Source organism: Alicycliphilus sp. T452 (assembly GCF_054512775.1).
In genome coordinates, this window is sequence record NZ_JBTNEH010000004.1 from 108,780 (window position 1) to 132,101 (window position 23,322).

Sequence of the window (23,322 nt, forward strand, 5' to 3'; positions counted from 1 at the left end):
TATAGGCAAGCGCCAGCAGCTCATTTTTTCATAGTCGATCAGGCGCTGCCCACGCGCTGGAACAGGCCGCCGGGCAGCCGTGCCACCTGGCCGTCGAGTTCCAGTTCCAGCAACCGCACCTGCAGCGTCGCGGCAGGGAGCCCCGTGCGCGCCACGAGCGCGTCCAGCCCCAGCGGGTCGAAGCCCAGCGCATCGAGCACCTCCTGGTGCGCGGGCGCGGCGGGGGGCGGCGCGTCGCTCGCCGGGGCCTGCCCCGCGGCGGGCAGGCGCAGTTCCTCCAGCACGTCCTGTGCCGTCTCCACGAGCTTGGCGCCCTGGCGCAGCAGCGCATGGCAGCCGCGCGACTGCGGCGCGTGGATGGAGCCGGGTATGGCGAACACCTCGCGCCCCTGCTCGGCCGCCAGGCGCGCGGTGATCAGCGAGCCCGAGGCCAGCGCCGCCTCCACCACCAGCGTGCCCTGCGACAGGCCGGAGATGATGCGGTTGCGCTTGGGGAAGTTGGCGGCCAGGGGCGGCGTGCCCAGCGGGTATTCGCTGACCAGCAGGCCCTGGCGCGCGATACGGTGCGCCAGCTCCTGGTTGGCGCGCGGATAGACCCGGTCCAGCCCCGTGCCGACGACGGCTATCGTGGCGGGCGCGGCCGGGTCTGGCGGGCCCTGCAGCGCACCCTCGTGCGCCGCGGCGTCTATCCCCAATGCCAGGCCCGAGACGATGGTCAGCCCCGCGGCGCGCAGCGTGCGCGCGAACTGCCGCGCATGGTCGGCGCCCTGGGCCGTGGGGTTGCGGCTGCCCACCATGGCCAGGCAGCGCGGTGGCGCGAACGGCCGGACGCGGACGAACCGCGGTGCGCCCAGCAGGTACAGCAGCAGCGGCGGGTCCTCGGTGGCCAGCAGGGCCGGGGGGTAGGCGGCGTCGCCCAGCGTGACGATGGCGCGCGCGGGCTCGTCATCGGCCTGCAGCCACTGCCAGGTCTGCTCCAGCAGCACATCCAGCCCCTCGGGCACGGCAGCCAGCGCGCGCGCCTGGGCCGCCGTCACGCAGGACTGCCAGGCGGCCTCGGCCTGCGCGAAGACGGCTTGCGGCAGGCCGAAGGCGGCCAGCAGGCGCCGCGCCGCGCCATTGCCCACGCCGGGCGTGAGGCCGAGGCGCAGCCAGGCGGCCAGTTCGTCGCGGTCCATGCCCGGAACGCGCCCGTTGGGCGGTTATTCGGGGTTGACCAGGCGGTCGCCCACGCGCACGCCGCGGTCCGCCTGCAGGACCAGCGCGTAGGACACGCGATCGAAGGCGAGGAACACCATCGCCAGGCCGTTGGCCTCGCTGGGCAGGCGGATCACGGTGCGCGCCTCGTCGGTCTTGTCCTTGATGCGCTCGCCCCTGGTGCGCAGCTGCAGCACCAGGCCGGCCTCCATGCCGTCCTGCGCGCCGCGGTTGATGGAAATCACCTGGTTCTGCCCGGCGTTGGCCACGGCATCGCTGCCGTAGATGGACACCACGCTGGCCTGCACCGGCGCCTGCGGCGCATGCGGGGCAAAGCTCAGATAGCTGCGCTGGGGCGCAGGCAGCAGGCGGTCGCCCGCGCGGATGGCCTCCTTGGTGCCGGACAGGTCCAGGGTGGCGGGCACGATGTCCGCCTCGCCGTCCTTGGCGCCCGGCACGGGCTCGACGGACTCGCCGCGCACCAGTTCCGCGCGGCCCAGGTATTGCGCCTCGTGGCCGAGCACCTCGCCCGTTTCGGGGTCCTTGAGCGCCACGGCATTGCGGAACACCCGGTACTGGCGCGGCACGCCCGGCTCCAGCTCCAGCGGGCTGCCCTGCGGGCCGCGCGCATAGACGCGGTCGCCGCTGGCCATGATCACGCGCTCGTCGCGCGTGGCCACGATGCGCGGCGCCTGCTCCAGCGTCAGTTCGTCCACCACCAGGGGCTCGACGAGGAAAGGCTCGATCAGGTGCATCTTCAGCGTGGGCAGGGCCGAGGCGGCCAGGCTGTCGTAGCGCGTGCGCGGCGACACGCGCACGGTCTCGGTCCCGGCCGTACCGGCAGGGCTGGTGCGCAGGCGCGCATAGCCGTCGGCCTTCTCCAGGTACAGCGCCTGGCCCGGATAGATCAGGTGCGGATTGGCGATCTGCTGCAGGTTCATGCCCCACAGCTCGGGCCAGCGCCAGGGGCGCTGCAGATACATGCCGGAGATGCCCCAGAGCGTGTCGCCGCGCTTGACCACATAGGTGTCGGGCGCGTTGGCCGCCAGTTCGGACAAGGGAACGCCGCGCGAGGCCACCTGCTGCGCCGTGGCGCGCTGCCCCGGGGTGATGGGGTAGTGCTGTGCCTGCGCCGCGGATGCCAGCATGGCGCCCAGGGCCAGTGCGGCGAGCGCGGCCGCGCGCACCCGGCGCGGCGCCGTCATATCGTTGCTCTTGTCATGCATGGGATAAGCGACCCTCTCTCGCTGACGGTGCAGTGGTTCCCGGAGCACGAACACGCCCTTACAAAAGAAACCACTCCAGATACTGAAAAAACTGTTTGAGATTCTGTGCCCAAGCCCTTGAATGGGCAACGATTATTGACGGCTGCGCCTGCATCCCACGGCAAAAGTGGCGAAAATAGCGACATATAGACCCCTGCGCCATGGCAATTCTTCCGATTCTCTGTTACCCCGATCCCCGCCTGCACAAGGTGGCCAAGCCGGTCGCCACGGTGGATGAGCGCGTGCGCGCCATCGTGGACGACATGCTCGCCACCATGTACGACGCCAACGGCATAGGCCTGGCGGCCACGCAGGTGGACGTGCACGAGCGCATCGTGGTGATCGACGTCTCGGAGGAGCGCGACCAGCCCCTGGTGCTGATCAACCCCGAGATCGTCTGGGCCAGCCCCGAGACGCGCGTGGGCGACGAGGGCTGCCTGTCCGTGCCCGGCATCTACGACGGCGTGGAGCGCTCGCTGGCCGTGCATGCGCGCGCGCTGGGCCGCGACGGCCAGCCGCGCACCCTCGAGGCCGAGGGCCTGCTGGCCGTGTGCATACAGCACGAGATGGACCACCTGCTGGGCAAGGTGTTCGTGGAATACCTCTCGCCCTTGAAGCGCAACCGCATCAAGACCAAGCTGCTCAAGCAGCAGAAGCAGCAGACGGTGCGCGCATGACCTCCCGGCGCGCGGCCGCCCTGCTGCTGGCCGCGGCCCTGGCGGGTTGCGCCGTGCCCGAATGGCAGAAGCCCGGCACGCCGCAGCCCGAGATCGAGCGCGCCATGGGCCGCCCCACGCAGGCCGAGCCGCTTCCCGGCGGCGGCGAGCGGCTGCTCTACAGCCGCCAGCCCGCGGGCCAGCAGGTCTACCACATGGATTTCGACGCCCAGCGGCGCCTGGTGCGCGTCACCCAGGTGCTGACGCTGGAGAACTTCCAGGCGCTGCGCAACGGCGTGGACACGCGGGACAGCGTGCGGCGCATGTTCGGCCCGCCCGCCCTGGTGGAGAAGGTGGCGCGCTTTCACGGCGACATCTGGACCTACCGCATCCTGGACAACGGCGAGCCGCGCCAGGCCCATGTGCACATCGACCCCGCGGGCGTGGTGCGGCGCGTGATGTTCACGGACGAACGCCTGGGAGACCCGGACCCCCACCGCTGAATGGCCCCCGCATGAAAATCATCTTCGCCGGCACGCCCGAATTCGCGCGCGTGGCCCTGGAACACCTGCTGGCCGCCGGCTTCGCCGTGCCCCTGGTGCTGACCCAGCCCGACCGCCCCGCCGGCCGCGGCATGAAGCTGCAGGCCTCGCCCGTCAAGCAATGCGCGCTGGAACGCGGCATCGCCGTGGCCCAGCCGCGCAGCCTGCGCCTGGACGGCAAGTACCCCGATGACGCCGCCGCAGCCCGTGCCGCCATCGAGGCCGCCCAGGCGGACGCGATGGTGGTCGCGGCCTATGGGCTGATCCTGCCGCAGTGGGTGCTGGACGCGCCGCGCCTGGGCTGCCTGAACATCCACGCCAGCCTGCTGCCGCGCTGGCGCGGCGCGGCGCCCATCCACCGCGCCATCGAGGCCGGCGACGCCGAGACCGGCGTGACCATCATGCAGATGGACGCCGGCCTGGACACGGGCGGCATGCTGCTCGTCGAGAAGACCGCCATCGCGCCCCAGGACACCACGGCCACGCTGCACGACCGGCTCGCGCAGATCGGCGGCCGCCTGATCGTGCAGGCGCTGGAACTGGCCGGGCGCGGCGGCCTCAGTGCCACGCCCCAGCCGGCCGAGGGCGTGAGCTATGCGCACAAGATAGAGAAGGCCGAGAGCCAGATCGACTGGCGCCTGCCCGCCGAGGCGATCGCGCGGCGCGTGCGCGCCTTCGACCCCTTCCCCGGCGCCGCCACCCGGCTGGGCGCGGATGCCGTCAAGGTCTGGAGCTGCGAAATCGATAGCTCTCAGCGCTTGCCAGACAAGCCCTGCGGCCAGATTTTGCATGTGGACGATGACGGCATCGCCGTCGCCTGCGGCGCGGGCAGCGTGCTGCGCCTGACCGTGCTGCAGCGCGCCGGCGGCAAGCGCCTGCCGGCCGCGGACTTCCTGCGCGGCTTCGCCCTCGCGCCAGGCATGATGCTGGGATGAAGCAACACCCCCCTGAGGCCCTGCGGGCCTTCCCCCCGCTCTCGCATCGCTGCGCGCTGCGGGCAGGGGGACGCCGCCCGTGCGGCGGGGCGGCCCTTGCACGGCGGCCCTCGCATGGTGCGCGCCAGTTGCATGCAATGCGGGTAGCGCCCAGCGCCATGGACCACTGAAATGAACACCCACGCCTGGCGCGCGCGCCTGCGCGACCCGTCCTTCCGCCAGGGCGCCGGCGACATGCTGGGCACCGGCCTGGGCATAGGCGCCTGGGGCCTGGTCACGGGCGTGGCCATGGTCAAGGGCGGAATGTCCACGCCGCTGGCGCTGTTCATGTCGCTCACGGTGTACGCGGGCAGCGCGCAGCTGGCCGTGCTGCCGCTCATGGTGGCGGGCGCACCGCTGTGGGTGGTGTGGCTCACGGCCACCTGCGTGAACCTGCGCTTCGTGATCTTCAGCAGCATGTGGCGCAGCTACTTCGCGCACCTGCCGCGCCGCCAGCGGCTGCTGCTTGGCTACTTCAGCGGCGACGTGATCTTCGTGGGCTTCATGAAGCGCTTCCCCAAGCCCCGGCCCGAGCCCGCGCAGCTGCCCTACTTCTGGGGCGCGGCCACGACCAACTGGCTGGCCTGGCAGGTCCCGTCGGTGACCGGCATCATCCTGGCCAACGCCATCCCGCTGTCCTGGGGCCTGGGCTTTGCCGGGGTGCTGGCGCTGCTGGGCATCCTGCTGTCCATGCTGGCGGACCGCGCGAGCTGGCTGGCCACGGCCGTGGCCTGCACCGCGGCGGTGGCCACGTTCGCGCTGCCGCTCAAGCTCAACATCCTGGTGGCCATCGCCGCGGCCGTGACGGCCGGGCTGGCGATGGAGGCGGGCGAGCGCGCGCTGCGGCGGGCGCGCGCCCGCGCCGCGGGAGGCGGCACATGAACGGCGCCTGGCTGGAGCCCACCGTCGCCATCCTGGGGCTGGTGGCCATCACCGTGGTCACGCGCGCGTTCTTCATGATTCCCGAACGCGACCTGCCCATGCCCGACTGGCTGCGCCGGGGCCTGAAGTACGCGCCGCTGGCGGCGCTGGCGGCCGTGATAGCGCCCGAGCTGCTCATGGCGCAGGGCGCGCTGATCCAGACCCTGGCCGACGCGCGCCTGCCCGCCGTGGCCGCCGCCACCGTCTACTACTTCTGGCGCCGCGGCATCCTGGGCACCATCGTCGTGGGCATGGCCGTGTACCTGCCGCTGCACATGGGGCTGGGCTGGTGAGAGCGTGTTCAATGTCTTTTCATGGTGCCCGTTGCCCCTCAAAAACAGTGGATGCAAGACGCAAACCGCAGCCGGGCTGGTGGCCCGGCGAGGATTTGCAACGCCGCAGACGCTGCTTTTGAGGGGCAACGGGCACCATGAAAAGACATTGAACACGCTCTGGGCCGGTTACGGCGCGGTTACCACGGCGCCTACAATGCGGCGCGATTTCCATCCCCCCAAAGACCCGCCACATGCACATTCTTCGCTTCTCCGACCTCTGCGCCCAGGGCAAGGCCCGCGGCCAACGCGTGTTCATCCGCGCCGACCTGAACGTGCCGCAGGACGACGCCGGCCGCATCACCGAGGACACGCGCATCCGCGCGTCCGTGCCCTGCATCCGCATGGCTCTGGACGCTGGCGCCGCCGTCATGGTGACCAGCCACCTGGGCCGCCCGACCGAGGGCGAGTTCAAGCCTGGGGACTCCCTGGCGCCCGTCGCCCGCCGCCTGTCCGAGCTGCTGGGCCGCGAGGTGCCGCTCGTCGCCGGCTGGGTCGATGGCGTCCAGGTGCAGCCCGGCCAGGTCGTGCTGCTGGAGAACTGCCGCGTGAACAAGGGCGAGAAGAAGAACAGCCCCGAACTCGCGCGGAAGATGGCCGCCCTGTGCGATATCTACGTGAACGACGCCTTCGGCACCGCGCACCGCGCCGAGGGCACGACCTACGGCATCGCCGAGTACGCCAAGGTGGCCTGTGCCGGCCCGCTGCTGGCCGCCGAGATCGACGCCATCACCAAGGCCCTGGCCAACCCGAAGCGCCCGCTGGTGGCCATCGTGGCCGGCAGCAAGGTGAGTACCAAGCTCACCATCCTGCAGAGCCTCTCGAAGAACGTGGACGGGCTGGTCGTGGGCGGCGGCATCGCCAACACCTTCATGCTGGCCGCGGGCCTGCCGATCGGCAAGAGCCTGGCCGAGCCCGACCTGCTGGGCGAGGCCAAGGCCGTGATCGCCGCCATGGCCGCGCGCGGCGCCGAAGTGCCCATCCCCACCGACGTGGTCGTCGCCAAGGCCTTCGCCGCCGACGCGCCCGCCACCGTGAAGAAGGCCGCCGACGTGGCCGAGGACGACATGATCCTGGACATCGGCCCCGAGACCGCCGCGCGCCTGGCCGCGCAGCTCAAGGCTGCCGGCACCATCGTCTGGAACGGCCCCGTGGGTGTGTTCGAGTTCGACCAGTTCGCCGGCGGCACCCAGGCGATCGCCCAGGCCATCGCCGAATCGAGCGCCTTCAGCATCGCCGGCGGCGGCGACACGCTGGCGGCCATCGCCAAGTACGGCATCGAGGACCGGGTCGGCTACATCTCCACGGGCGGCGGCGCCTTTCTGGAGGTGCTGGAGGGCAAGACGCTGCCGGCGTTCGAGATCCTGCAAAAACGCGCCGCCGGCTAAAGCGCTTGCGGGCAAAACAACACATCGCGCCCCGCGAGGGCGGCCAAAACCGGCATCCCCCTTGTTTTTGGCCGCCGCACCGCTCAGAATCGTTCCCAAATGTGTAAGACATGAGTATTCGTGTTTCGCGCAAATCACCAATTCAGGAGGGAACCATGTCTTTCACCAAGGCACTCGGGTGGACCGTGGCGGCAGGCGCCGCATTCATGCTGGCAGGCTGCGGCAGCGCTCCGATACCGCTGTCCAAGAACTTCGAACTGACCAGCCAGTACAAGGTGCGCTCGGCCGGCCACTGGGAACTGCTGTCGCGCGACGTTGTGGCGCAAACCCGCGCCACGCTGGAAAAGGCCGGCTATGCCCCCAATACGCCCCTGCATGTGGCGGCCCCGGCGCAGCCGAGCGCGTTCGACCTGGGCTTTCGCGACTTCCTGATCACCGAGTTCGTGCAGGAAGGGGCCACCGTGCAGCAGGGCCCCGGCGCCGCGCTGGAGGTGAGCTACAACACCCAGGTGGTGCGCCACAACAGCGACCGCCCGCACTTCATCCCCGGCCAGTTCACCATGCTCGCCGCCGGCGTGATGGCCGCCTACGGCCTGCGCCACGAACACCTCGACACCAAGCTGCTGGCCACGCTGGGCCTGACGACGGCCGCCGACTATGCGAGCAGCATCAATTCCGGCGGCCCGACGAATACCGAGCTGATCCTCACCACCACCGTCTCGCGCGCCGGCCAGTACGTGGCCCGCAAGACCGACGTGTATTACCTCGAGAACGCAGACACGCCCCTGTTCCTGCGCCCCGCGCACTACCGCGCCGTCAACATGAAGGTGGTCTCGCAATGAAGCGCACACTCGCACTGGCCCTCGTGTCCGCCCTGTTCGCGGCAGGCTGCGCCCAGAAGGCGCCGCAGCTGCGCGTGGAGCCCACCTACCAGGAAGCGGCCAACGCCCCCCTGCTGCAGAACAGCCGCGAGGCGGTCGGCCGCCTGGTGGCCGGCCTGGACGTGGCGGCCACAGGCCCCGGCCCGGTACTGGTGGCCACGGTGGTCAACGTGAACGACCTGAGCCGCTCCGCCCCGCTGGGGCGCACGCTGTCCGAGCAATACGCCAACAACATGGCCGCCATCGGCTTCGACGTCAAGGAGATCAAGCTGCGTGGCGACGTCTTCGTCAAGGAAGGCGCCGGCGAGCTGCTGCTGTCGCGCGAGATCAAGGACATCGCGCGCCATCACAATGCCTCCATGGTGCTCGTGGGCACCTACTCGCCCGCCGCCAACTTCACCTATGTGAGCATGAAGCTGGTGCGCACGGAGGACAGCCGCATCATCCGCGGGCATGACTACGCACTGCCCAACGACCGCGACGTGCAGCGCCTGCTGGCGGTGGCGCGCTGAACCGCCTGCAGCCGCCGGCGATTTCTTCGTTCCATGAACGCGTGCTGCCGGCACCCTGCGGGCAGGCGCCGGATGCCGTCTGGCACTCTGCTTACTTTTTATTCGCCGGCCACAGCACCGAGGCAATCGCCACCGCCATCAGCGCCACGGCCGTCCAGTCCTGCCAGCGCAGCACCTCGCCCAGCCACAGGGCGCCGCTGAACACGCCCAGCACGGGGATCATCATCACGCTGAGCGTGGAGGCCACGGGCGGCAGCGTGCGCACCAGGAAGAACCACGCCGTCTGCGCGAAGCCCAGCACCAGCAGGCCGTTGTAGAGAATGGCGGCCCAGGCCTGGCGGTCGGGCATCTGCCAGCGCTCGTGCTCGAACAGCGCCGCCAGCACCGTGAGGCAGGCGCAGGTGATGGCCACCATCCAGAACGACAGCGTGATCAGCGGCACGGGCACCGGCAGGCGCCGCAGCAGCTGCGTGCCCAGCGCCCAGCTGGCGGCGGAGACCAGCATCAGCGTCACCCCCATGGGCCGGCTGCCCAGGGTGCCCATCTCGTGCCACAGCAGCAGCACCACGCCCAGCAGCGCCGCGCCCACGCCGGCCCAGCCGCGCCGCGCCAGCCGGTCGCCGAAGAACAGCGCCCCGATGACGGCCGAGAAGATGGGCATGGTGTAGCCGAGGATGGCCGCGCGCCCGCTCGACAGCAGCGGGATCGCCAAGATCATGAGCACGTGCCACAGCACCATGTTGGTGAGCGCCAGCAGCGCCACGCGGCCCCAGTGCGCGCGCGGTATGGCAAGCGGCAGGCCTTGCTGGCGCACCAGCAGCGCCAGGATGGGCAGGCCCAGCCACAGCGAGGCCATGCGGAAGGTGAGCGGCGGGAAATGCGCCACGCCCATCTTCATCACCGGCCAGTTGAAGCCCCACACCAGGGTCAGGAGGACGAGGACGACGAGCTGGCGGCGAGAGAAGGCAGGCATGGCGCGCGATTGTGCCGGGCCCGCGCAACGCCTGCCTAAAATCACGGCCATGACCTTTCTCGACATGCTGCGCGACGCCACGGCGCGCAATGACTCCCTGCTGTGCGTAGGCCTGGACCCGGAGCCCACGCGCTTTCCCGAGTCGGTGCGCGGCGAGGCGCACAAAATCTACGACTTCTGCGCCGCCATCGTCGATGCCACGGCCGACCTGGTATGCGCCTTCAAGCCGCAGATCGCCTACTTCGCCGCGCACGGCGCCGAGGACCAGCTCGAACGCCTGATGCAGCACATGCGCGCCAATGCGCCGCACGTGCCGGTGATCCTGGACGCCAAGCGCGGCGACATCGGCTCCACGGCCGAGCAGTACGCGCGCGAAGCCTTCGAGCGCTACGGCGCCGACGCCGTGACGCTCTCGCCCTTCATGGGCTTCGACTCCATCGCGCCCTACCTGGAGTACCACGGCAAGGGAGCCTTCCTGCTGTGCCGCACCTCCAACCCCGGCGGCGACGACCTGCAGACCCAGCGCCTGGCCAGCGTGGAGGGCCAGCCGCTGCTGTACGAGCACGTGGCGCGCCTGGCGCAAGGGCCGTGGAACAAGAACGGCCAGCTGGGCCTGGTGGTGGGCGCCACCTACCCGGCCGAGATCGAGCGCGTGCGCGCCCTGGCGCCCACGCTGCCGCTCTTGATCCCCGGTGTGGGCGCGCAGGGCGGCGACGCCGCCGCCACCGTGCGCGCCGGGCTGCGCGAGGACGGGCCGATCATCGTCAACTCGTCGCGCGCCGTACTCTACGCATCGGGCGGGGCCGACTTCGCCGCGGCCGCGCGCAGCGCCGCCCAGGCCACGCGCGCCGCGCTCAACGCCGCGCGCGGCTAGCCACCCGCCTCCGGCCATGCAACTCAAGTGGCTGGAGGACTTCATCGCGCTCGCCCATGAGCGCAGTTTCACCCGCGCGGCCGAGCTGCGCCACGTGACCCACCCCGCGTTCGGCCGGCGCATCCGCGCTCTGGAGGCCTGGGCCGGCACGCCGCTCACCGAGCAGGGCGGCGGCCCCGTGCGGCTCACGCCCGCGGGCCTGGCCTTCCTGGAGGCCGCGCAGCAGATGACGCAGGACCTGGCCCATTCGCACGAGGAGCTGCGCACCATCGCCGGGCGGCAGGCGCGCACCGTCACCCTGGCCACGGGCCGCACCCTGGCGCGCACGGTGGTGGCCGACTGGCTGGCCCGCATCCAGCCCGTGCTGGAGGGGGGCGAACTGCGCGTGCGCACCTGCGCGCTGGCCGAGTCGGTGGCGATGATCGAGCGCGGCGAGGCCGATTTCACCCTGGCCTACCACCACACCTCGCTCGCCGTGCGCCTGGACGCGCGGCAGTTCACCCACCTCACGCTCGCCTCCGACCGCCTGGTGCCCGTGGCGCGCGCCCGCGCGGGCGGCGCGCCGCTGCACCACTTCGGCGGCGCGGACGCGGTGCCCTACCTCGCCTATTCGCACACGCTGGCGCTCGGCCGGCTGGTGGAGGACCACCTGGCGCACGACCCGCTGGCACCGCGCCTGGCGCGCGTGGTGGAGTGCGACTCGGCCGACGCGCAGCACGAATACGTGCTGCGCGGCCTGGGCGTGGCCTGGCTGCCCTGGTCCATGGTGCATGCCGACTGCCAGTCCGGCCGGCTGGCCCGTGCGGGCGACGAGCGCATGGAGGTGCGCTTCGACGTGCGCATGTACCGGCCCAAGCGCCGGCTCTCGCCCTGGGCCGAGGCGCTGTGGGGCACGCTGGCGCGCAAGTAGCCCCCGCACAAACCCGTATGCCGCGTGCACAGAATGCACGGCCTGGTGCCACTTCGGCACCGTATGGCGACGGTGCGCTTCCACAATGCAGGCACCCCACCCTGCCCATGGAGAACGCCATGCATCCTTCCCGCACCCCCGCCCCGCTGCGCCGCGCGCTGCTGGCCGGCGCCGCGCTGCTCGCCGCCGCCAGCCCCGCGGCCTTCGCCCAGACGCCGGCCTACCCCAGCAAGCCCATCACCATCGTCGTGGGCTACCCGCCCGGCGGCAGCACCGACCTGACGGGCCGCGCCGTGGGCGCGGAGCTGTCCAACCGCCTGGGCGTGCCCGTGGTGATAGAGAACCTCGGCGGCGCGGGCGGCGCCATCGGCGCGCAGAAGGTGGCCAGCAGCGCGCCCGACGGCTATACGCTGCTGGTGGGCGCCAACAACGAGATCGCCATCAACAAGCTGGTCACGAAGAAGGTCAAGTACGACATCAAGGACTTCACGGCCATCGGCCTCGTCGCCTCGCAGCCGCTGGTGCTGGTGGCCGGCACCCACACCGGCGTGAAGAACATCGCCGAGTTCACCGAGCGCGTGCGCAAGAACCCCGGCAAGTTCAGCTACGGCAGCTCGGGCGTGGGCACCTCGCTGCACCTGGCGGGCGAGATGATCAAGGAACAGGGCAAGCTGTTCATGACGCACATCCCCTACCGCGGCGTGGCGCCGCTCACCAACGACCTGGTAGGCAACAACCTGGAGTTCGGCGTGTTCGTGCTCTCCAGCGGCCTGCCGCACATCAAGAGCGGCAAGGTGGTCGCGCTGGGCACCACCGAGGCCAGGCGCTCGGCGGCGGCGCCCGACATCCCCGCGCTGGCCGAGTCGGCGCAGTACAAGAACGTGGACATCGGCACCTGGTTCGCCCTCATGGCGCCGGCCAACCTGCCCAGGCCCGTGGCCGAGCGGCTGAAGAAGGCGCTGAACGAAACGCTGGAGTCGCCCGACTTCCGCAAGCGCATGGAGGCCTCGGGCTCCACCGTGGCCTCGGCCGGCGTGGACGTGGACCAGTTCCTCGCCGCCGAGGTCGCCAAGTACAAGAAGATCATCGAGTTCGCCAGGATCGAGGAATGACGAGCGCTCCCCTGACTTTCGCGCTGCCCGCGCCCGATCTCGGCCCCTGGCGCGCCGGCAACACCGGCACCGAGGGCGTGTGGCGCTTCGACTCCGGCCGGCCGGGCCGCCACGTGATGATCAGCGCCCTGATCCACGGCAACGAGCTGTGCGGCGCCTGGGCGGTCAAGGGCCTGCTCGAAGCGGGCGTGCGCCCGCAGGCGGGCACGCTCACGCTGGCGCTGTGCAACCTCGCGGCGTTCGACCGGTTCGATGCCGCGGACCACGATGCCTCGCGCTTCGTCGACGAGGACATGAACCGCCAGTGGAGCGACGCGCGCATGGACGCCGCCGACACGCTGGAGCGCCGCCGCTGCGCGCAGCTGCGCCCCTTCGTTCGGGAGGCCGACTGGCTGCTGGACCTGCATTCCATGCACGAGCCCGGCGCTCCGCTGCTGCTCACCGGCATGCAGCCGCGCAACCTGGAACTGGCGCGCGCCATGGCCGCGCCCGAACATGTCGTGGTGGACGCCGGCCACAAGGACGGCACGCGCATGCGCGACTATGGGCGCTTCGGCCTGCCCGACGAGGCGGCCGGCGACAGCCGCTCGCTGCTCGTCGAATGCGGCTTCCACGGCGCCGCCGCCAGCCGCGCCGTGGCGCAGGACCAGTGCCTGCGCTTCCTGCAGGCGGCCGGCACGCTGGACGCGGACGCGCTCGGCCGCCTGCTGCCCGGCTGGCGCCTGCCCGACGCGCCACGCCAATGGGCGCTGGAGGTCACGGGTCCCGTGGTCGCCACAAGCGGGCGCTTCCGGTTCACCGGGCCGTTCAAGGGGCTCGAAGTCATCGCGAAGGCCGGCACCGTGATAGGGGACAACGACGGCGAGCCCGTGGCCACGCCGTACGACGACTGCGTGCTCGTCATGCCCAGCACGCGCCAGGCGCGCGCCGGCGTGACCGTGGTGCGCTACGCCACCAGGCGCGCGCTGTAACACCCCAGCCAAAATTTGGCCTGCATCAAGACTCACGCGTTTTAGGGAGTTGCGCACGCGCAACCGGCGGTCCTTTTACGAGGGCCGCCCTAAAATTTCGAGCAATTACTTACATTTGTATAAACATTATGCAATTGCTCGACCGCCTGCGCCTGTCGCACAAGTTCCTGGTCCTGGGCGGCATCGCCCTGGTCATGATCGCCCTGCCCGCCGGCCTGTACCTGCGCGGCATGACCGATCAGGTGCAGGCCCTCGGCACGCAGGCACGCGCCATGCCGGCACTGCAGCAGATGGGCCGCGCCATGCGCCTCGTGCAGACCCACCGCGGCCTGTCGGCGGCGCTGCTGGGCGGCGACGCGCAGCTGGCGGCACGCCGGCCCGCCGTGCGCGATGCACTGGACCAGGCACTGCAGGCCACGGCCGGGCAACTGGCCAGTGCCGCGCCCGAGCAGGCCGCGGAGCTCACGCGCCTGCTCCAGGACTGGCAGGCGCTGCAGCAAGGCGTGGCCGAGCGCGCCATCACGCCCGCACAAAGCCTTGCACGCCATACCCAGCTGGTGACGCGGCTGCTGGCCTTGAGCGACCAGCTGCTGCACGCGAGCGGCCTGAGCACCAGCAGCCGGCGCGACACCCAGGCGCTGATCCAGGCCGCGCTGCAGCAGCTGCCGCTGCTGGGCGAGCAACTGGGCCAGATGCGCGCCATGGGCACGGGTGCGCTGGCGCGCGGCGAGCTGCCCCCCGAAAACCGCGGCCAGCTGCGCGCCCTGCGCGCGCGCGCCGACGAGTTCGACACCGCCAGCCAGGCCAGCCTGCGGCGCGCCATGCAGCATGCCCCTGGCCTCACGGGCGCGCTGACGCAGGAACTGAGCGCCGAAAAGGCGCATGTCGCCGACGCCCTGCGGCTGGTGGACGAAGGCCTGCTGGAGGCCGACCCACTGCAGGTGCCCGCCACGCGCTATTTCGACACCCTCACGGACGCCATCGAGGCCGCGAACGCGCTCGGCGGCCGGGCCACCGACGCGCTGCTGGGCCTGGTCCAGGAGCAGGCCGCCGCCGCGCAGCGCGTGCTGTGGCTCATGGCCGGCGCGCTCGCGGCCCTGGTGCTGCTGGCCGTGGTCCTGGCCAGCGCCTTCGTGCGCTCCATCACCCATCCGGTGCAGCAGGCCGTGGAACTGGCCCGCGCCGTGGCCGGGGGCGATCTGAGCGGCGCCGACCGGCCGCATGGCAGCAACGAGGTCGGCCAGCTGATCGCCGCCCAGCAGCGGATGCGCGCGCAGCTGCGTCCCATCGTCGCACAGGTGCGCCACGGCTCCGAGGGCGTGGCCCTGGCCAGCAGCGAGATCGCCCAGGGCAACCACGACCTGTCGGGCCGCACCGAAGCCCAGGCCAGCGCGCTGGAGGAAACCGCAGCCTCCATGGAGCAGCTCAGCGCCACGGTGCAGCACAACGCCGAGGCCGCGTGCGAGGCCAGCCAACTAGCCGAGCACACCCGCGACATGGCGCGCCAGGGCGGCGCCAGCGTGGAGCAGGTGGTGGCCACCATGCGCGGCGTGCACGAGGCTGCGCAGCAGATGGCCGACATCATCCAGGTGATCGACGGCATCGCCTTCCAGACCAACCTGCTGGCCCTGAACGCCGCCGTGGAGGCCGCGCGCGCGGGCGAACAGGGCCGCGGCTTTGCCGTGGTGGCCGGTGAGGTGCGCAGCCTGGCCGGCCGCAGCGGCGAGGCGGCCAAGCAGATCCGCACGCTGATCGAGGCCAGCCGCGCCCGCGTGGACCAGGGCAACCAGCAGGCCGCCGCCGCGGGCCAGACCATGGCCGAGGTGGTGCACAGCATCCAGCGCCTAAGCGCCCTGGTCGGCCAGATCAGCACCGCCAGCCAGGAGCAGGCCAACGGCGTGGCCCAGGTGGGAGAGGCCGTCGCCGCTCTGGACCAGACGACGCAGCAGAACGCCGCCCTGGTCGAGCAGATGGCCGCGGCCGCCGACGGCCTGAGCGGACAGGCCCAGGGCCTGGTGCAGGCGGTGGCGGTGTTCCGCGCAGCGGACGGCGACACGCCCGCACGCCGGCCGGCAGCCCTTGCGCTAGCCTGTTGATAGCTACGAGCGCCCACCCACAGGGCGCCAAAGGCCTATTTCATCGCAAATACCGCCGCAGGTAGCGCCCGGTGTGGCTGGCCTCGTTGGCGGCCACCTCCTCGGGCGTGCCTGCAGCCACCACGGTGCCGCCGCCCGCACCGCCCTCGGGGCCCATGTCGATGACCCAGTCGGCGGTCTTGATCACGTCGAGGTTGTGCTCGATGACGACGATGGTGTTGCCCGCGTCGCGCAGCTGCAGCAGCACCTTGAGCAGCAGGGCGATGTCGGCGAAGTGCAGGCCGGTGGTGGGCTCGTCCAGGATGTAGAGCGTGCGGCCCGTGTCGCGCCGGCTCAGCTCCTGCGCCAGCTTGACGCGCTGCGCCTCGCCGCCCGAGAGCGTGGTGGCGCTCTGGCCCAGGCGGATGTAGGACAGACCCACGTCCAGCAGCGTCTGCAGCTTGCGCGCGATGGCGGGCACGTCCTTGAAGAAGGCGTGGGCGTCCTCCACCGTGAGCTGCAGGATCTGCGCGATGTTGCGGCCCTTCCACTGCACCTCCAGCGTCTCGCGGTTGTAGCGCTGGCCGTGGCACACGTCGCAGGGCACGTAGACGTCGGGCAGGAAGTGCATCTCCACCTTGACCACGCCGTCGCCCTGGCAGGCCTCGCAGCGCCCGCCGCCGGACGCCTGCGACACGTTGAACGAGAAGCGCCCCGGGCCGTAGCCGCGCTCTTTGGCGGTGTTGGTCTCGGCCATGAGCTCGCGGATCGGCGTGAACAGCCCCGTGTAGGTGGCGGGGTTGCTGCGCGGCGTGCGGCCTATGGGCGACTGGTCCACGTTGATGACCTTGTCGAAATAGTCCAGGCCCTCCAGCGCCTGGTGCGGCGCGGGCTCCTCGTGCGCGCGGTGGATCTGGCGCGCGGCGGCCTTGTGCAGCGTGTCGTTGACCAGCGTGCTCTTGCCCGAGCCGGACACGCCGGTCACGCAGGTCAGCAGGCCCACGGGGAACTCCACGCTCACGCCCCGCAGGTTGTTGCCCGTGGCGCCCAGCACGCGCAGGGCCTGCAGCCGCCCCTGCGCGGCGTGGTGTTCGGCCATACGCTCTTTTCTGCGCAGGCTGGCGGCCGTCTCGGGAAAGCGCGACTTCGGTTTTTTATCCCCCTCGGGCGGCGCGGCCTGCTCCGGCACCGGCAGCCAGGGCGTGCGCCGCGCGGGCACGGGCAGGCTGCGCGCGCCGCTCAGGAACTGGCCGGTGAGCGAGCCGGGGTTGGCGCACAGCTCGGCATAGGTGCCCTGGGCCATCACGCGCCCGCCGTGCACGCCGGCGCCGGGGCCCATGTCCACGCAGTGGTCGGCGGCGCGGATCATGTCCTCGTCGTGCTCGACCACGATGACGCTGTTGCCCAGGTCGCGCAGCCGCGTGAGGGTGGCGATGAGGCGGTCGTTGTCGCGCTGGTGCAGGCCTATGCTGGGCTCGTCGAGCACGTACATCACGCCCGTGAGGCCGCTGCCGATCTGGCTCGCCAGGCGGATGCGCTGGGCCTCGCCGCCGCTCAACGTCTCGGCGCTGCGGTCCAGGCTCAGGTAATTGAGGCCCACGTCATTCAGGAACTGCAGCCGCGTGGTGATCTCGCGCACCACCTTGCCCGCGATCTCGGCCTTGGCGCCCGCGAGGGCGAGCGCCTCGAACCAGCCATGCGCGTCGGCCAGCGTGGCATGGCTCACCTCGTAGATCGCTCGGGCCTGCCCGCCCTCGCCCACCTTGACGTGGCGCGCCTCGCGGCGCAGGCGCGTGCCGTGGCACTCGGGGCAGGGCTGGCTGCTGCGAAAGCGGGCGAGGTCCTCGCGGACCACCACCGAATCCGTCTCGCGGTAGCGCCGCGCCATGTTGGGCAGGATGCCCTCGAAGGGGTGCTTCTTGGAATACACCTTGCCCTTGTTGGCGCCGCTGTCGAGGATGTAGCGGAAGGCGATCTCCTCCTCGCCCGAGCCGTGCAGCACGGCCTGCTGGACCTTGGGCGGCAGCGATTCAAACGGCGCCTCCACGTCGAAGCCATAGTGCTCGGCCAGGCTCTCCAGCATGGCGAAGTAGTAGCCGTTGCGCCGGTCCCAGCCCTTGATGGCGCCGCTGGCGAGGCTCAGGCTGGGGAAGGCCACCACGCGCGCCGCGTCGAACACCTCGCGCTGGCCGATGCCGTCGCAGGCCGGGCAGGCGCCCATGGGCGAGTTGAACGAGAACAGGCGCGGCTCCAGCTCGGGCAGGGAGTAGCTGCACACGGGGCAGGCGAACTTGGCTGAGAACAGGTGCTCGCGCCCCGTGTCCATCTCCAGCGCCAGCACGCGGCCTGCTCCTTCAGCGCCGCCCACGCGCAGCACCGCCTCGATGCTCTCGGCCAGGCGCTGCTGGGCGTCCGCACGCACCTTCAGGCGGTCCACCACCACGTCGATGTCGTGCTTCTCGGTCTTCTTGAGCTGCGGCAGGCTCTCGTGCTCGTAGATCTGGCCATCGACGCGAAAGCGCACGTAGCCCAGCGCCTGCATGTGCGCGAACAGCTCGGTGAACTCGCCCTTTCTGGTACGCGCCACCGGGGCCAGCAGCATCAGGCGCGTGTCCTCGGGCAGGGCCAGCACGGCGTCGACCATCTGGCTCACGGTCTGCGCGGCCAGGGGCAGGCCGTGGTCGGGGCAGTAGGGCGTGCCCGCGCGCGCGTACAAGAGGCGCAGGTAGTCGTGGATCTCGGTCACCGTGCCCACGGTGGAGCGCGGGTTGTGGCTGGTGGCCTTCTGCTCGATGGAAATGGCCGGCGACAGGCCCTCGATCAGGTCCACGTCGGGCTTGTCCAGCCGCCCCAGGAACTGGCGCGCATAGGCCGACAGGCTTTCCACGTAGCGGCGCTGGCCCTCGGCGTACAGGGTGTCGAACGCGAGGCTGGACTTGCCCGAGCCCGACAGCCCCGTGATGACCACGAGCTGGTTGCGCGGGATGTCCAGGTCGATGTTCTTGAGGTTGTGCGTGCGCGCGCCGCGGATGCTGATCTGCCCGGCGCCGCGCAGCACCTGGGCCAGCGGGCGTCCGGCGTCCGGTGCGGGCGGGTGGGCGGGTGGTGGGGCGGTATCGGCCATCGCTGGGGTGCTCGAAGAAAACCTACCATGATAGGACAGCGCCCGATGCGCGCCAGGCCCCTGGCCGGAACCGGGAAACCCGCGCTGCGCCACAATGCGGGTTTTGCCTGAGCACCGATTGCACCCGTGTCGGACACCACCACCCCCTCATCCCCGCCCGCCGCTGCGGCCCCCGCCTCGCGCATGACGGCGCTGGAGCGGCGCTCCAGCCTCGGCCTGGCGGCCATTTTCGCCATGCGCATGCTGGGGCTGTTCCTGGTGCTGCCCGTGTTCATGCTGGAGGCGCGCAAGTACGCCGGCGGCGACGATCCCGCGCTCGTGGGGCTGGCCATGGGCATGTACGGGCTCACGCAGGCGTTCTTCCAGCTGCCGCTGGGCATGGCGTCCGACCGCTTCGGCAGGAAGCGCGTCATCGCGCTCGGCCTGCTGGTGTTCGCCGCGGGCAGCCTGGTGGCGGCGCTGGCCGACTCGGTCATGGGCCTGCTGGTGGGCCGGGCGCTGCAGGGCGCCGGGGCGGTGTCGGCCGCCGTCACCGCGCTGCTGGCCGACCAGACGCGCGACGCCGTGCGCACCAAGGCCATGGCGCTGGTGGGCATCAGCATCGGCCTGATGTTCGCCGTGGCGCTGGTGGCGGCTCCCTTCCTCACCGCCTACATCGGCCTGCAGGGCCTGTTCGTGCTCACGTTTGCGCTGGCGCTGGGCGGCGTGGCGCTGATCCTGTGGGTGGTGCCGCCCGAAACCCGCCACCACGGCGACACGCCGCAGGGCCGCCTGTCCGACGTGTGGCGCCATGCCGACCTGCTGCGCCTGAACCTGGGCGTGTTCGCGCTGCACACCATACAGATGGCCATGTGGGTGGCCGTGCCCGCCATGCTGGTGCAGGCGGGCCTGCCCAAGGACGTGCACTGGCACGTCTACCTGCCCGCGCTGGTGCTCTCGGTCGTCGCCATGGGGGGGCTGTTCGCCATGGAGCGGCGCGGGCGGCTGCGCGGGGCCCTGCTGCTGTCGATCGGCCTGATCGCGCTGGTGCAGGCCGCCCTGGGGGGGCTGGCGGCCGGCGGCGTCGTGCCCACCGTAACGCTGCTCGGCGCGCTGCTGTTCGTGTTCTTCTGCGGCTTCAACATGCTGGAGGCCACGCAGCCCAGCCTGGTCTCGCGCATGGCCCCGGCCCATCTGCGCGGCGCGGCCCTGGGCGCGTACAACACGCTGCAGTCGCTGGGCCTGTTCGCCGGCGGCGCACTGGGCGGCGCACTGGCCAAGTGGGCCGGCGCGGGCGGGCTGTTCGCCGCCACCGCCGTGCTGGCCCTGGCCTGGCTGGCCGTCACCTGGCCGCTGCAGCCCGTGGGGCGGGCCGGCGCGGGCAGCGCGAATCTGCGCCCCGGCACCTGACGGGCCAGCGCCGGGCGGTGCGCGTGGTTCTTAAGGGTTTACATGGTGTCTGCCCCGCACCCCCTTGCCTACACTGAATCGGCCCCTCGCCACGGGGGGCTCGCGCCATCCCCACGACGGCGCTCAACAATTCAGGAGACAAGTCATGGACATGCACCGCAGACAGTTCTTCCGCGTGAGCGCGGCGGGGCTGGTCGGGTCGAGTCTGGTGGCAATGGGCTTCTCACCCGCAGCCGCACTCGCTGAAACCCGCGCCTTCAAACTCGCCAGCGCCACCGTCGCGCGCAGCATCTGCCCCTACTGCTCGGTGAGCTGCGGCATGCTGATCTACAAGCTCGGGGACGGCGCCAAGAACGCCAAGAACCACGTGATCCACATCGAGGGCGACCCGGACAATCCGGTCAGCCGCGGCTCGCTGTGCCCCAAGGGCGCGGGCGTGATGGACATGATCAACTCTCCGGCGCGCATCAAGTATCCCTCGGTGCGCGAGGCGGGCAGCAAGGAATGGAAGCGCATCAGCTGGGACGATGCCCTGACCCGCGTCGCCAGGCACATGAAGGCGGACCGCGACGCCAACTTCCAGGCCAGGAACGACGCCGGCACCACCGTGAACCGCTGGACGACCACCGGCTTCCTGATGTGCAGTTCCTCGACCAACGAGTCGAGCTATCTCACCGTCAAGGTTGCGCGCAGCCTGGGGATGGTCGGGATCGATACGCAAGCACGCGTCTGACACGCGCCGACGGTGTCCAGTCTGGGCCCGACTTTCGGTCGCGGAGCGATGACCAATTCATGGACCGACATCAAGAATGCCGATCTGATCATAGTGATGGGCGGCAATGCCGCGGAAGCCCACCCGGTAGGCTTCAAATGGGTGGTCGAGGCAATGCAAAAGCGCAAGGCCCGGCTGATCTCGATCGACCCGCGCTTCAACCGCACCTCGGCAGTGGCCGACCTGTACGCGCCGATCCGCAACGGCACCGACATCGCCTTCCTGGGCGGGGTCATCAACTGGCTCCTGAGCAATGACAAGATTCACCACGAATACGTCAAGTTCAACACCGACGCCACCTTCCTGACCAAGCCGGAGTTCAAGCTCGACAACGGCATCTTCAGCGGCTACGACGAGGCCACGCGCAAGTACAACAAGTCCAGCTGGGGCTACCAGATGGGCCCGGACGGGTACGTGCTGGTGGACGAGACCATGCAGGATCCGCTGTGCGTGTACCAGCAGCTGAAGAAGCACTACAGCCGCTACACGCCGGAGATGGTGAGCAACATCTGCGGCACGCCGCAGGACAAGTTCCTGAAGATCTGCGAGATGCTCGGCGAGATGTCCGCGCCCGACAAGACCAGCACCATCCTGTACGCGCTGGGCTGGACGCAGCACACCGTGGGCAGCCAGAACATCCGCACCATGGCCATGATCCAGCTGCTGCTGGGCAACATGGGGCGCCCGGGCGGCGGCGTGAACGCGCTGCGCGGGCATTCCAACGTGCAGGGCGTGACCGACATGAACGCCTATGCCGAGGTGTTCTCGGGCTACCTGAGCGCGCCCACCGACGCCGACGACACCTACGAGAAGTACCTCAAGCGCTGCACGCCCAAGGCCATGCGGCCGAACCAGTTCAACTACTGGAGCAACTTCCCGCGCTTCTTCAACAGCCTGATGAAGTCGTACTACGGCAAGGCGGCGACGGCGGAGAACCAGTTCTGCTACGACTGGGTGCCCAAGCTCGCCGGCGGCTACGACGCCATGCACCTGTTCGAGCTGATGCACCAGGGCAAGATGAACGGCTTCATCTCGCAGGGCTTCAACCCGCTGGCCACGGTGCCCAACAAGAACAAGCTGTCGTCGGCGCTGGCCAAGCTCAAGTACCTGGTCATCATCGACCCGCTGGAGTCGGAAACGGGCGAGTTCTGGAAGAACTACGGCGCGCTCAACGACGTCAAGACCGAGAGCATCCAGACCGAGGTCTTCCGCCTGCCCAGCTGCTGCTTTGCCGAGGAGGAAGGCACGCTCACCAACTCCAGTCGCGTCGCGCTCTGGAAGGACCGCGCCGTCGATCCGCAGGGCGAGGCCAAGCCGGACTCGGAAATCATGGCGTTGCTGTTCCTGAAGCTGCGCGAGATGTACGCCAAGGACGGCGGCGCCCTGCCCGAGCCCATCCTGAACCTGACGTGGGACTATGCGCGCCCGCACGAGCCCTCGGCCCCCGAGCTGCTGCGCGAGATCAGCGGCAAGGCCCTGGGCGACGTGCTGGCGCCGGCCGATCCGGCCAACCCGTCGGCGCCGCGCGCAGTGCTGGTCAAGGCCGGCCAGCAGCTACCGGGCTTCGCCATGCTGCGCGACGACGGCTCCACGGCGTGCGGCAACTGGCTCTACTCGGGCTGCTGGAGCGAGGCGGGCAACCTGACCGCGCGCCGCAGCCTCGACGATCCGAGCGGCCTGGGCGTGTACCAGAACTTCGGCTTCGCCTGGCCGGCCAACCGCCGCATCCTGTACAACCGCGCCAGCGCCGACGCGAGCGGCAAGCCCTGGGCGCCGAACAAGAAGTACGAGTACTGGAACGGCAAGGCCTGGACGGGGGCCGACATCCCGGACATGCTGCCCACGGCGGCGCCCGAGATCGGCATGGGCTCGTTCATCATGAACCCTGAGGGCGTGGCGCGCCTGCACGCCATCGGCATGGCGGACGGCCCCTTCCCCGAGCACTACGAGCCGTTCGAGACCCCCATCGGCGTCAACCCCCTGCACCCGGACAACCCCAAGGCCGTCAGCAACCCTGCGGCGCGGGTGTTCAAGAGCGACATGGACGCCTTCGGCAAGAAGGAGGAGTTCCCCTACGCGGCCACCACCTACCGCCTGACCGAGCACTTCCACACCTGGACCAAGCACGCGCGGCTGAACGCCATCGTGCAACCCGAGTCCTTCGTGGAGATCAGCGAGGAGCTGGCCAAGGAGAAAGGCATCCGGCACGGCGACAGCGTCAAGGTGAGCAGCAACCGCGGCCACATCGTGACCAAGGCCGTGGTCACCAAGCGCATCAAGCCGTTCCCGGTCAATGGCCAGAAGGTGCACCTGGTGGGCATACCCTTCCACTGGGGCTTCACCGGCCAGACCAAGCCCGGCTACATCGCCAACACCCTGACCCCCTTCGTCGGCGACGCCAACTCGCAGACGCCGGAGTTCAAGGCCTTCCTCGTCAACGTTGAAAAGGTGTGA

At 70.5% G+C, this 23,322-nt stretch carries 19 protein-coding genes; 15 read left to right on the forward strand and 4 right to left on the reverse strand.

The window, feature by feature from the left end; genetic code table 11:
- Positions 1-38: 38 nt before the first annotated feature.
- A complete protein-coding gene (gene dprA / locus ACX12L_RS04920; RefSeq protein WP_459261568.1) occupies positions 39-1,178 on the reverse strand; it encodes a DNA-processing protein DprA in 1,140 nt (379 codons plus the stop codon).
- A gap of 24 nt (positions 1,179-1,202) precedes the next feature.
- Complete coding sequence (locus ACX12L_RS04925; protein ID WP_459261569.1) at positions 1,203-2,423, reverse strand: LysM peptidoglycan-binding domain-containing protein; 1,221 nt, start codon at positions 2,421-2,423, stop codon at positions 1,203-1,205.
- A 200-nt stretch (positions 2,424-2,623) separates the two neighbouring features.
- Here ACX12L_RS04925 and def point away from each other — a divergent pair, with 200 nt between their 5' ends.
- From def to ACX12L_RS04965, 8 genes are all read left to right on the forward strand, one after another.
- A complete protein-coding gene (def, locus tag ACX12L_RS04930) occupies positions 2,624-3,139 on the forward strand; it encodes a peptide deformylase (RefSeq protein WP_459261570.1) in 516 nt (171 codons plus the stop codon).
- Positions 3,136-3,621 carry a hypothetical protein gene (locus tag ACX12L_RS04935; RefSeq protein WP_459261571.1) on the forward strand — a complete coding sequence of 162 codons (486 nt, stop codon included), beginning with the start codon at positions 3,136-3,138 and terminating at the stop codon, positions 3,619-3,621. Before def ends, ACX12L_RS04935 begins: the two co-directional genes overlap by 4 nt.
- 11 nt (positions 3,622-3,632) lie before the next feature.
- Positions 3,633-4,595 carry a methionyl-tRNA formyltransferase gene (gene fmt, locus ACX12L_RS04940; RefSeq protein WP_459261572.1) on the forward strand — a complete coding sequence of 321 codons (963 nt, stop codon included), beginning with the start codon at positions 3,633-3,635 and terminating at the stop codon, positions 4,593-4,595.
- Positions 4,596-4,766: 171 nt separating this feature from the next.
- Complete coding sequence (locus ACX12L_RS04945) at positions 4,767-5,516, forward strand: AzlC family ABC transporter permease (protein WP_459261573.1); 750 nt, start codon at positions 4,767-4,769, stop codon at positions 5,514-5,516.
- A complete protein-coding gene (locus ACX12L_RS04950; RefSeq protein WP_459261574.1) occupies positions 5,513-5,848 on the forward strand; it encodes an AzlD domain-containing protein in 336 nt (111 codons plus the stop codon). The genes ACX12L_RS04945 and ACX12L_RS04950 overlap by 4 nt, the downstream gene beginning before the upstream one ends.
- A gap of 233 nt (positions 5,849-6,081) precedes the next feature.
- Positions 6,082-7,275, forward strand: coding sequence for a phosphoglycerate kinase (locus ACX12L_RS04955; protein ID WP_459261575.1), 1,194 nt, complete (start codon positions 6,082-6,084; stop codon positions 7,273-7,275).
- A gap of 155 nt (positions 7,276-7,430) precedes the next feature.
- Positions 7,431-8,117 (forward strand): hypothetical protein, encoded by a 687-nt coding sequence (locus ACX12L_RS04960; RefSeq protein WP_459261576.1) that lies wholly within the window; start codon positions 7,431-7,433, stop codon positions 8,115-8,117.
- Entirely contained in the window at positions 8,114-8,668 is a 555-nt protein-coding gene (locus ACX12L_RS04965) for a FlgO family outer membrane protein (protein WP_013521019.1), read from the forward strand. The genes ACX12L_RS04960 and ACX12L_RS04965 overlap by 4 nt, the downstream gene beginning before the upstream one ends.
- 91 nt (positions 8,669-8,759) lie before the next feature.
- Here ACX12L_RS04965 and ACX12L_RS04970 read toward each other — a convergent pair whose 3' ends face one another.
- Positions 8,760-9,641, reverse strand: coding sequence for a DMT family transporter (locus ACX12L_RS04970; protein WP_459261577.1), 882 nt, complete (start codon positions 9,639-9,641; stop codon positions 8,760-8,762).
- A gap of 49 nt (positions 9,642-9,690) precedes the next feature.
- Between ACX12L_RS04970 and pyrF the strand changes: the two genes are divergently transcribed.
- The 5 genes from pyrF to ACX12L_RS04995 all read left to right on the forward strand — a co-directional run bounded on the left by pyrF (position 9,691) and on the right by ACX12L_RS04995 (position 15,604).
- Positions 9,691-10,515, forward strand: coding sequence for an orotidine-5'-phosphate decarboxylase (gene pyrF / locus ACX12L_RS04975; protein WP_459261578.1), 825 nt, complete (start codon positions 9,691-9,693; stop codon positions 10,513-10,515).
- 16 nt (positions 10,516-10,531) lie between these two features.
- A complete protein-coding gene (locus ACX12L_RS04980; RefSeq protein ID WP_459261579.1) occupies positions 10,532-11,425 on the forward strand; it encodes a LysR family transcriptional regulator in 894 nt (297 codons plus the stop codon).
- A gap of 119 nt (positions 11,426-11,544) precedes the next feature.
- Complete coding sequence (locus ACX12L_RS04985) at positions 11,545-12,537, forward strand: Bug family tripartite tricarboxylate transporter substrate binding protein (protein ID WP_459261580.1); 993 nt, start codon at positions 11,545-11,547, stop codon at positions 12,535-12,537.
- The gene (locus ACX12L_RS04990) at positions 12,534-13,508 is read left to right on the forward strand and encodes a M14 family metallopeptidase (protein WP_459261581.1); all 975 of its coding nucleotides are present in this window, start codon (positions 12,534-12,536) and stop codon (positions 13,506-13,508) included. The genes ACX12L_RS04985 and ACX12L_RS04990 overlap by 4 nt, the downstream gene beginning before the upstream one ends.
- A gap of 128 nt (positions 13,509-13,636) precedes the next feature.
- Positions 13,637-15,604 carry a methyl-accepting chemotaxis protein gene (locus ACX12L_RS04995; RefSeq protein WP_459261582.1) on the forward strand — a complete coding sequence of 656 codons (1,968 nt, stop codon included), beginning with the start codon at positions 13,637-13,639 and terminating at the stop codon, positions 15,602-15,604.
- Between the two features lie 40 nt (positions 15,605-15,644).
- Here the strand turns inward: ACX12L_RS04995 and uvrA are convergent, their stop codons facing one another.
- Complete coding sequence (gene uvrA / locus ACX12L_RS05000) at positions 15,645-18,707, reverse strand: excinuclease ABC subunit UvrA (RefSeq protein ID WP_459261583.1); 3,063 nt, start codon at positions 18,705-18,707, stop codon at positions 15,645-15,647.
- A 183-nt stretch (positions 18,708-18,890) separates the two neighbouring features.
- Here uvrA and ACX12L_RS05005 point away from each other — a divergent pair, with 183 nt between their 5' ends.
- Together ACX12L_RS05005 and fdnG are read left to right on the forward strand one after the other, a co-directional pair.
- On the forward strand, positions 18,891-20,096 hold the full coding sequence (locus tag ACX12L_RS05005; protein WP_459261706.1) for an MFS transporter: 1,206 nt from the start codon (positions 18,891-18,893) through the stop codon (positions 20,094-20,096).
- Between the two features lie 145 nt (positions 20,097-20,241).
- Positions 20,242-23,322, forward strand: coding sequence for a formate dehydrogenase-N subunit alpha (gene fdnG, locus ACX12L_RS05010; protein ID WP_459261584.1), 3,081 nt, complete (start codon positions 20,242-20,244; stop codon positions 23,320-23,322).

Bases quoted from the DNA above. Each gene is read 5' to 3' on its own strand.
- dprA (WP_459261568.1), bottom strand. From the start codon at position 1,178: ATGGACCGCGACGAACTGGCCGCCTGGCTGCGCCTCGGCCTCACGCCC.
- ACX12L_RS04925 (WP_459261569.1), bottom strand. From the start codon at position 2,423: ATGCATGACAAGAGCAACGATATGACGGCGCCGCGCCGGGTGCGCGCG.
- def (WP_459261570.1), top strand. From the start codon at position 2,624: ATGGCAATTCTTCCGATTCTCTGTTACCCCGATCCCCGCCTGCACAAG.
- ACX12L_RS04935 (WP_459261571.1), top strand. From the start codon at position 3,136: ATGACCTCCCGGCGCGCGGCCGCCCTGCTGCTGGCCGCGGCCCTGGCG.
- fmt (WP_459261572.1), top strand. From the start codon at position 3,633: ATGAAAATCATCTTCGCCGGCACGCCCGAATTCGCGCGCGTGGCCCTG.
- ACX12L_RS04945 (WP_459261573.1), top strand. From the start codon at position 4,767: ATGAACACCCACGCCTGGCGCGCGCGCCTGCGCGACCCGTCCTTCCGC.
- ACX12L_RS04950 (WP_459261574.1), top strand. From the start codon at position 5,513: ATGAACGGCGCCTGGCTGGAGCCCACCGTCGCCATCCTGGGGCTGGTG.
- ACX12L_RS04955 (WP_459261575.1), top strand. From the start codon at position 6,082: ATGCACATTCTTCGCTTCTCCGACCTCTGCGCCCAGGGCAAGGCCCGC.
- ACX12L_RS04960 (WP_459261576.1), top strand. From the start codon at position 7,431: ATGTCTTTCACCAAGGCACTCGGGTGGACCGTGGCGGCAGGCGCCGCA.
- ACX12L_RS04965 (WP_013521019.1), top strand. From the start codon at position 8,114: ATGAAGCGCACACTCGCACTGGCCCTCGTGTCCGCCCTGTTCGCGGCA.
- ACX12L_RS04970 (WP_459261577.1), bottom strand. From the start codon at position 9,641: ATGCCTGCCTTCTCTCGCCGCCAGCTCGTCGTCCTCGTCCTCCTGACC.
- pyrF (WP_459261578.1), top strand. From the start codon at position 9,691: ATGACCTTTCTCGACATGCTGCGCGACGCCACGGCGCGCAATGACTCC.
- ACX12L_RS04980 (WP_459261579.1), top strand. From the start codon at position 10,532: ATGCAACTCAAGTGGCTGGAGGACTTCATCGCGCTCGCCCATGAGCGC.
- ACX12L_RS04985 (WP_459261580.1), top strand. From the start codon at position 11,545: ATGCATCCTTCCCGCACCCCCGCCCCGCTGCGCCGCGCGCTGCTGGCC.
- ACX12L_RS04990 (WP_459261581.1), top strand. From the start codon at position 12,534: ATGACGAGCGCTCCCCTGACTTTCGCGCTGCCCGCGCCCGATCTCGGC.
- ACX12L_RS04995 (WP_459261582.1), top strand. From the start codon at position 13,637: ATGCAATTGCTCGACCGCCTGCGCCTGTCGCACAAGTTCCTGGTCCTG.
- uvrA (WP_459261583.1), bottom strand. From the start codon at position 18,707: ATGGCCGATACCGCCCCACCACCCGCCCACCCGCCCGCACCGGACGCC.
- ACX12L_RS05005 (WP_459261706.1), top strand. From the start codon at position 18,891: ATGACGGCGCTGGAGCGGCGCTCCAGCCTCGGCCTGGCGGCCATTTTC.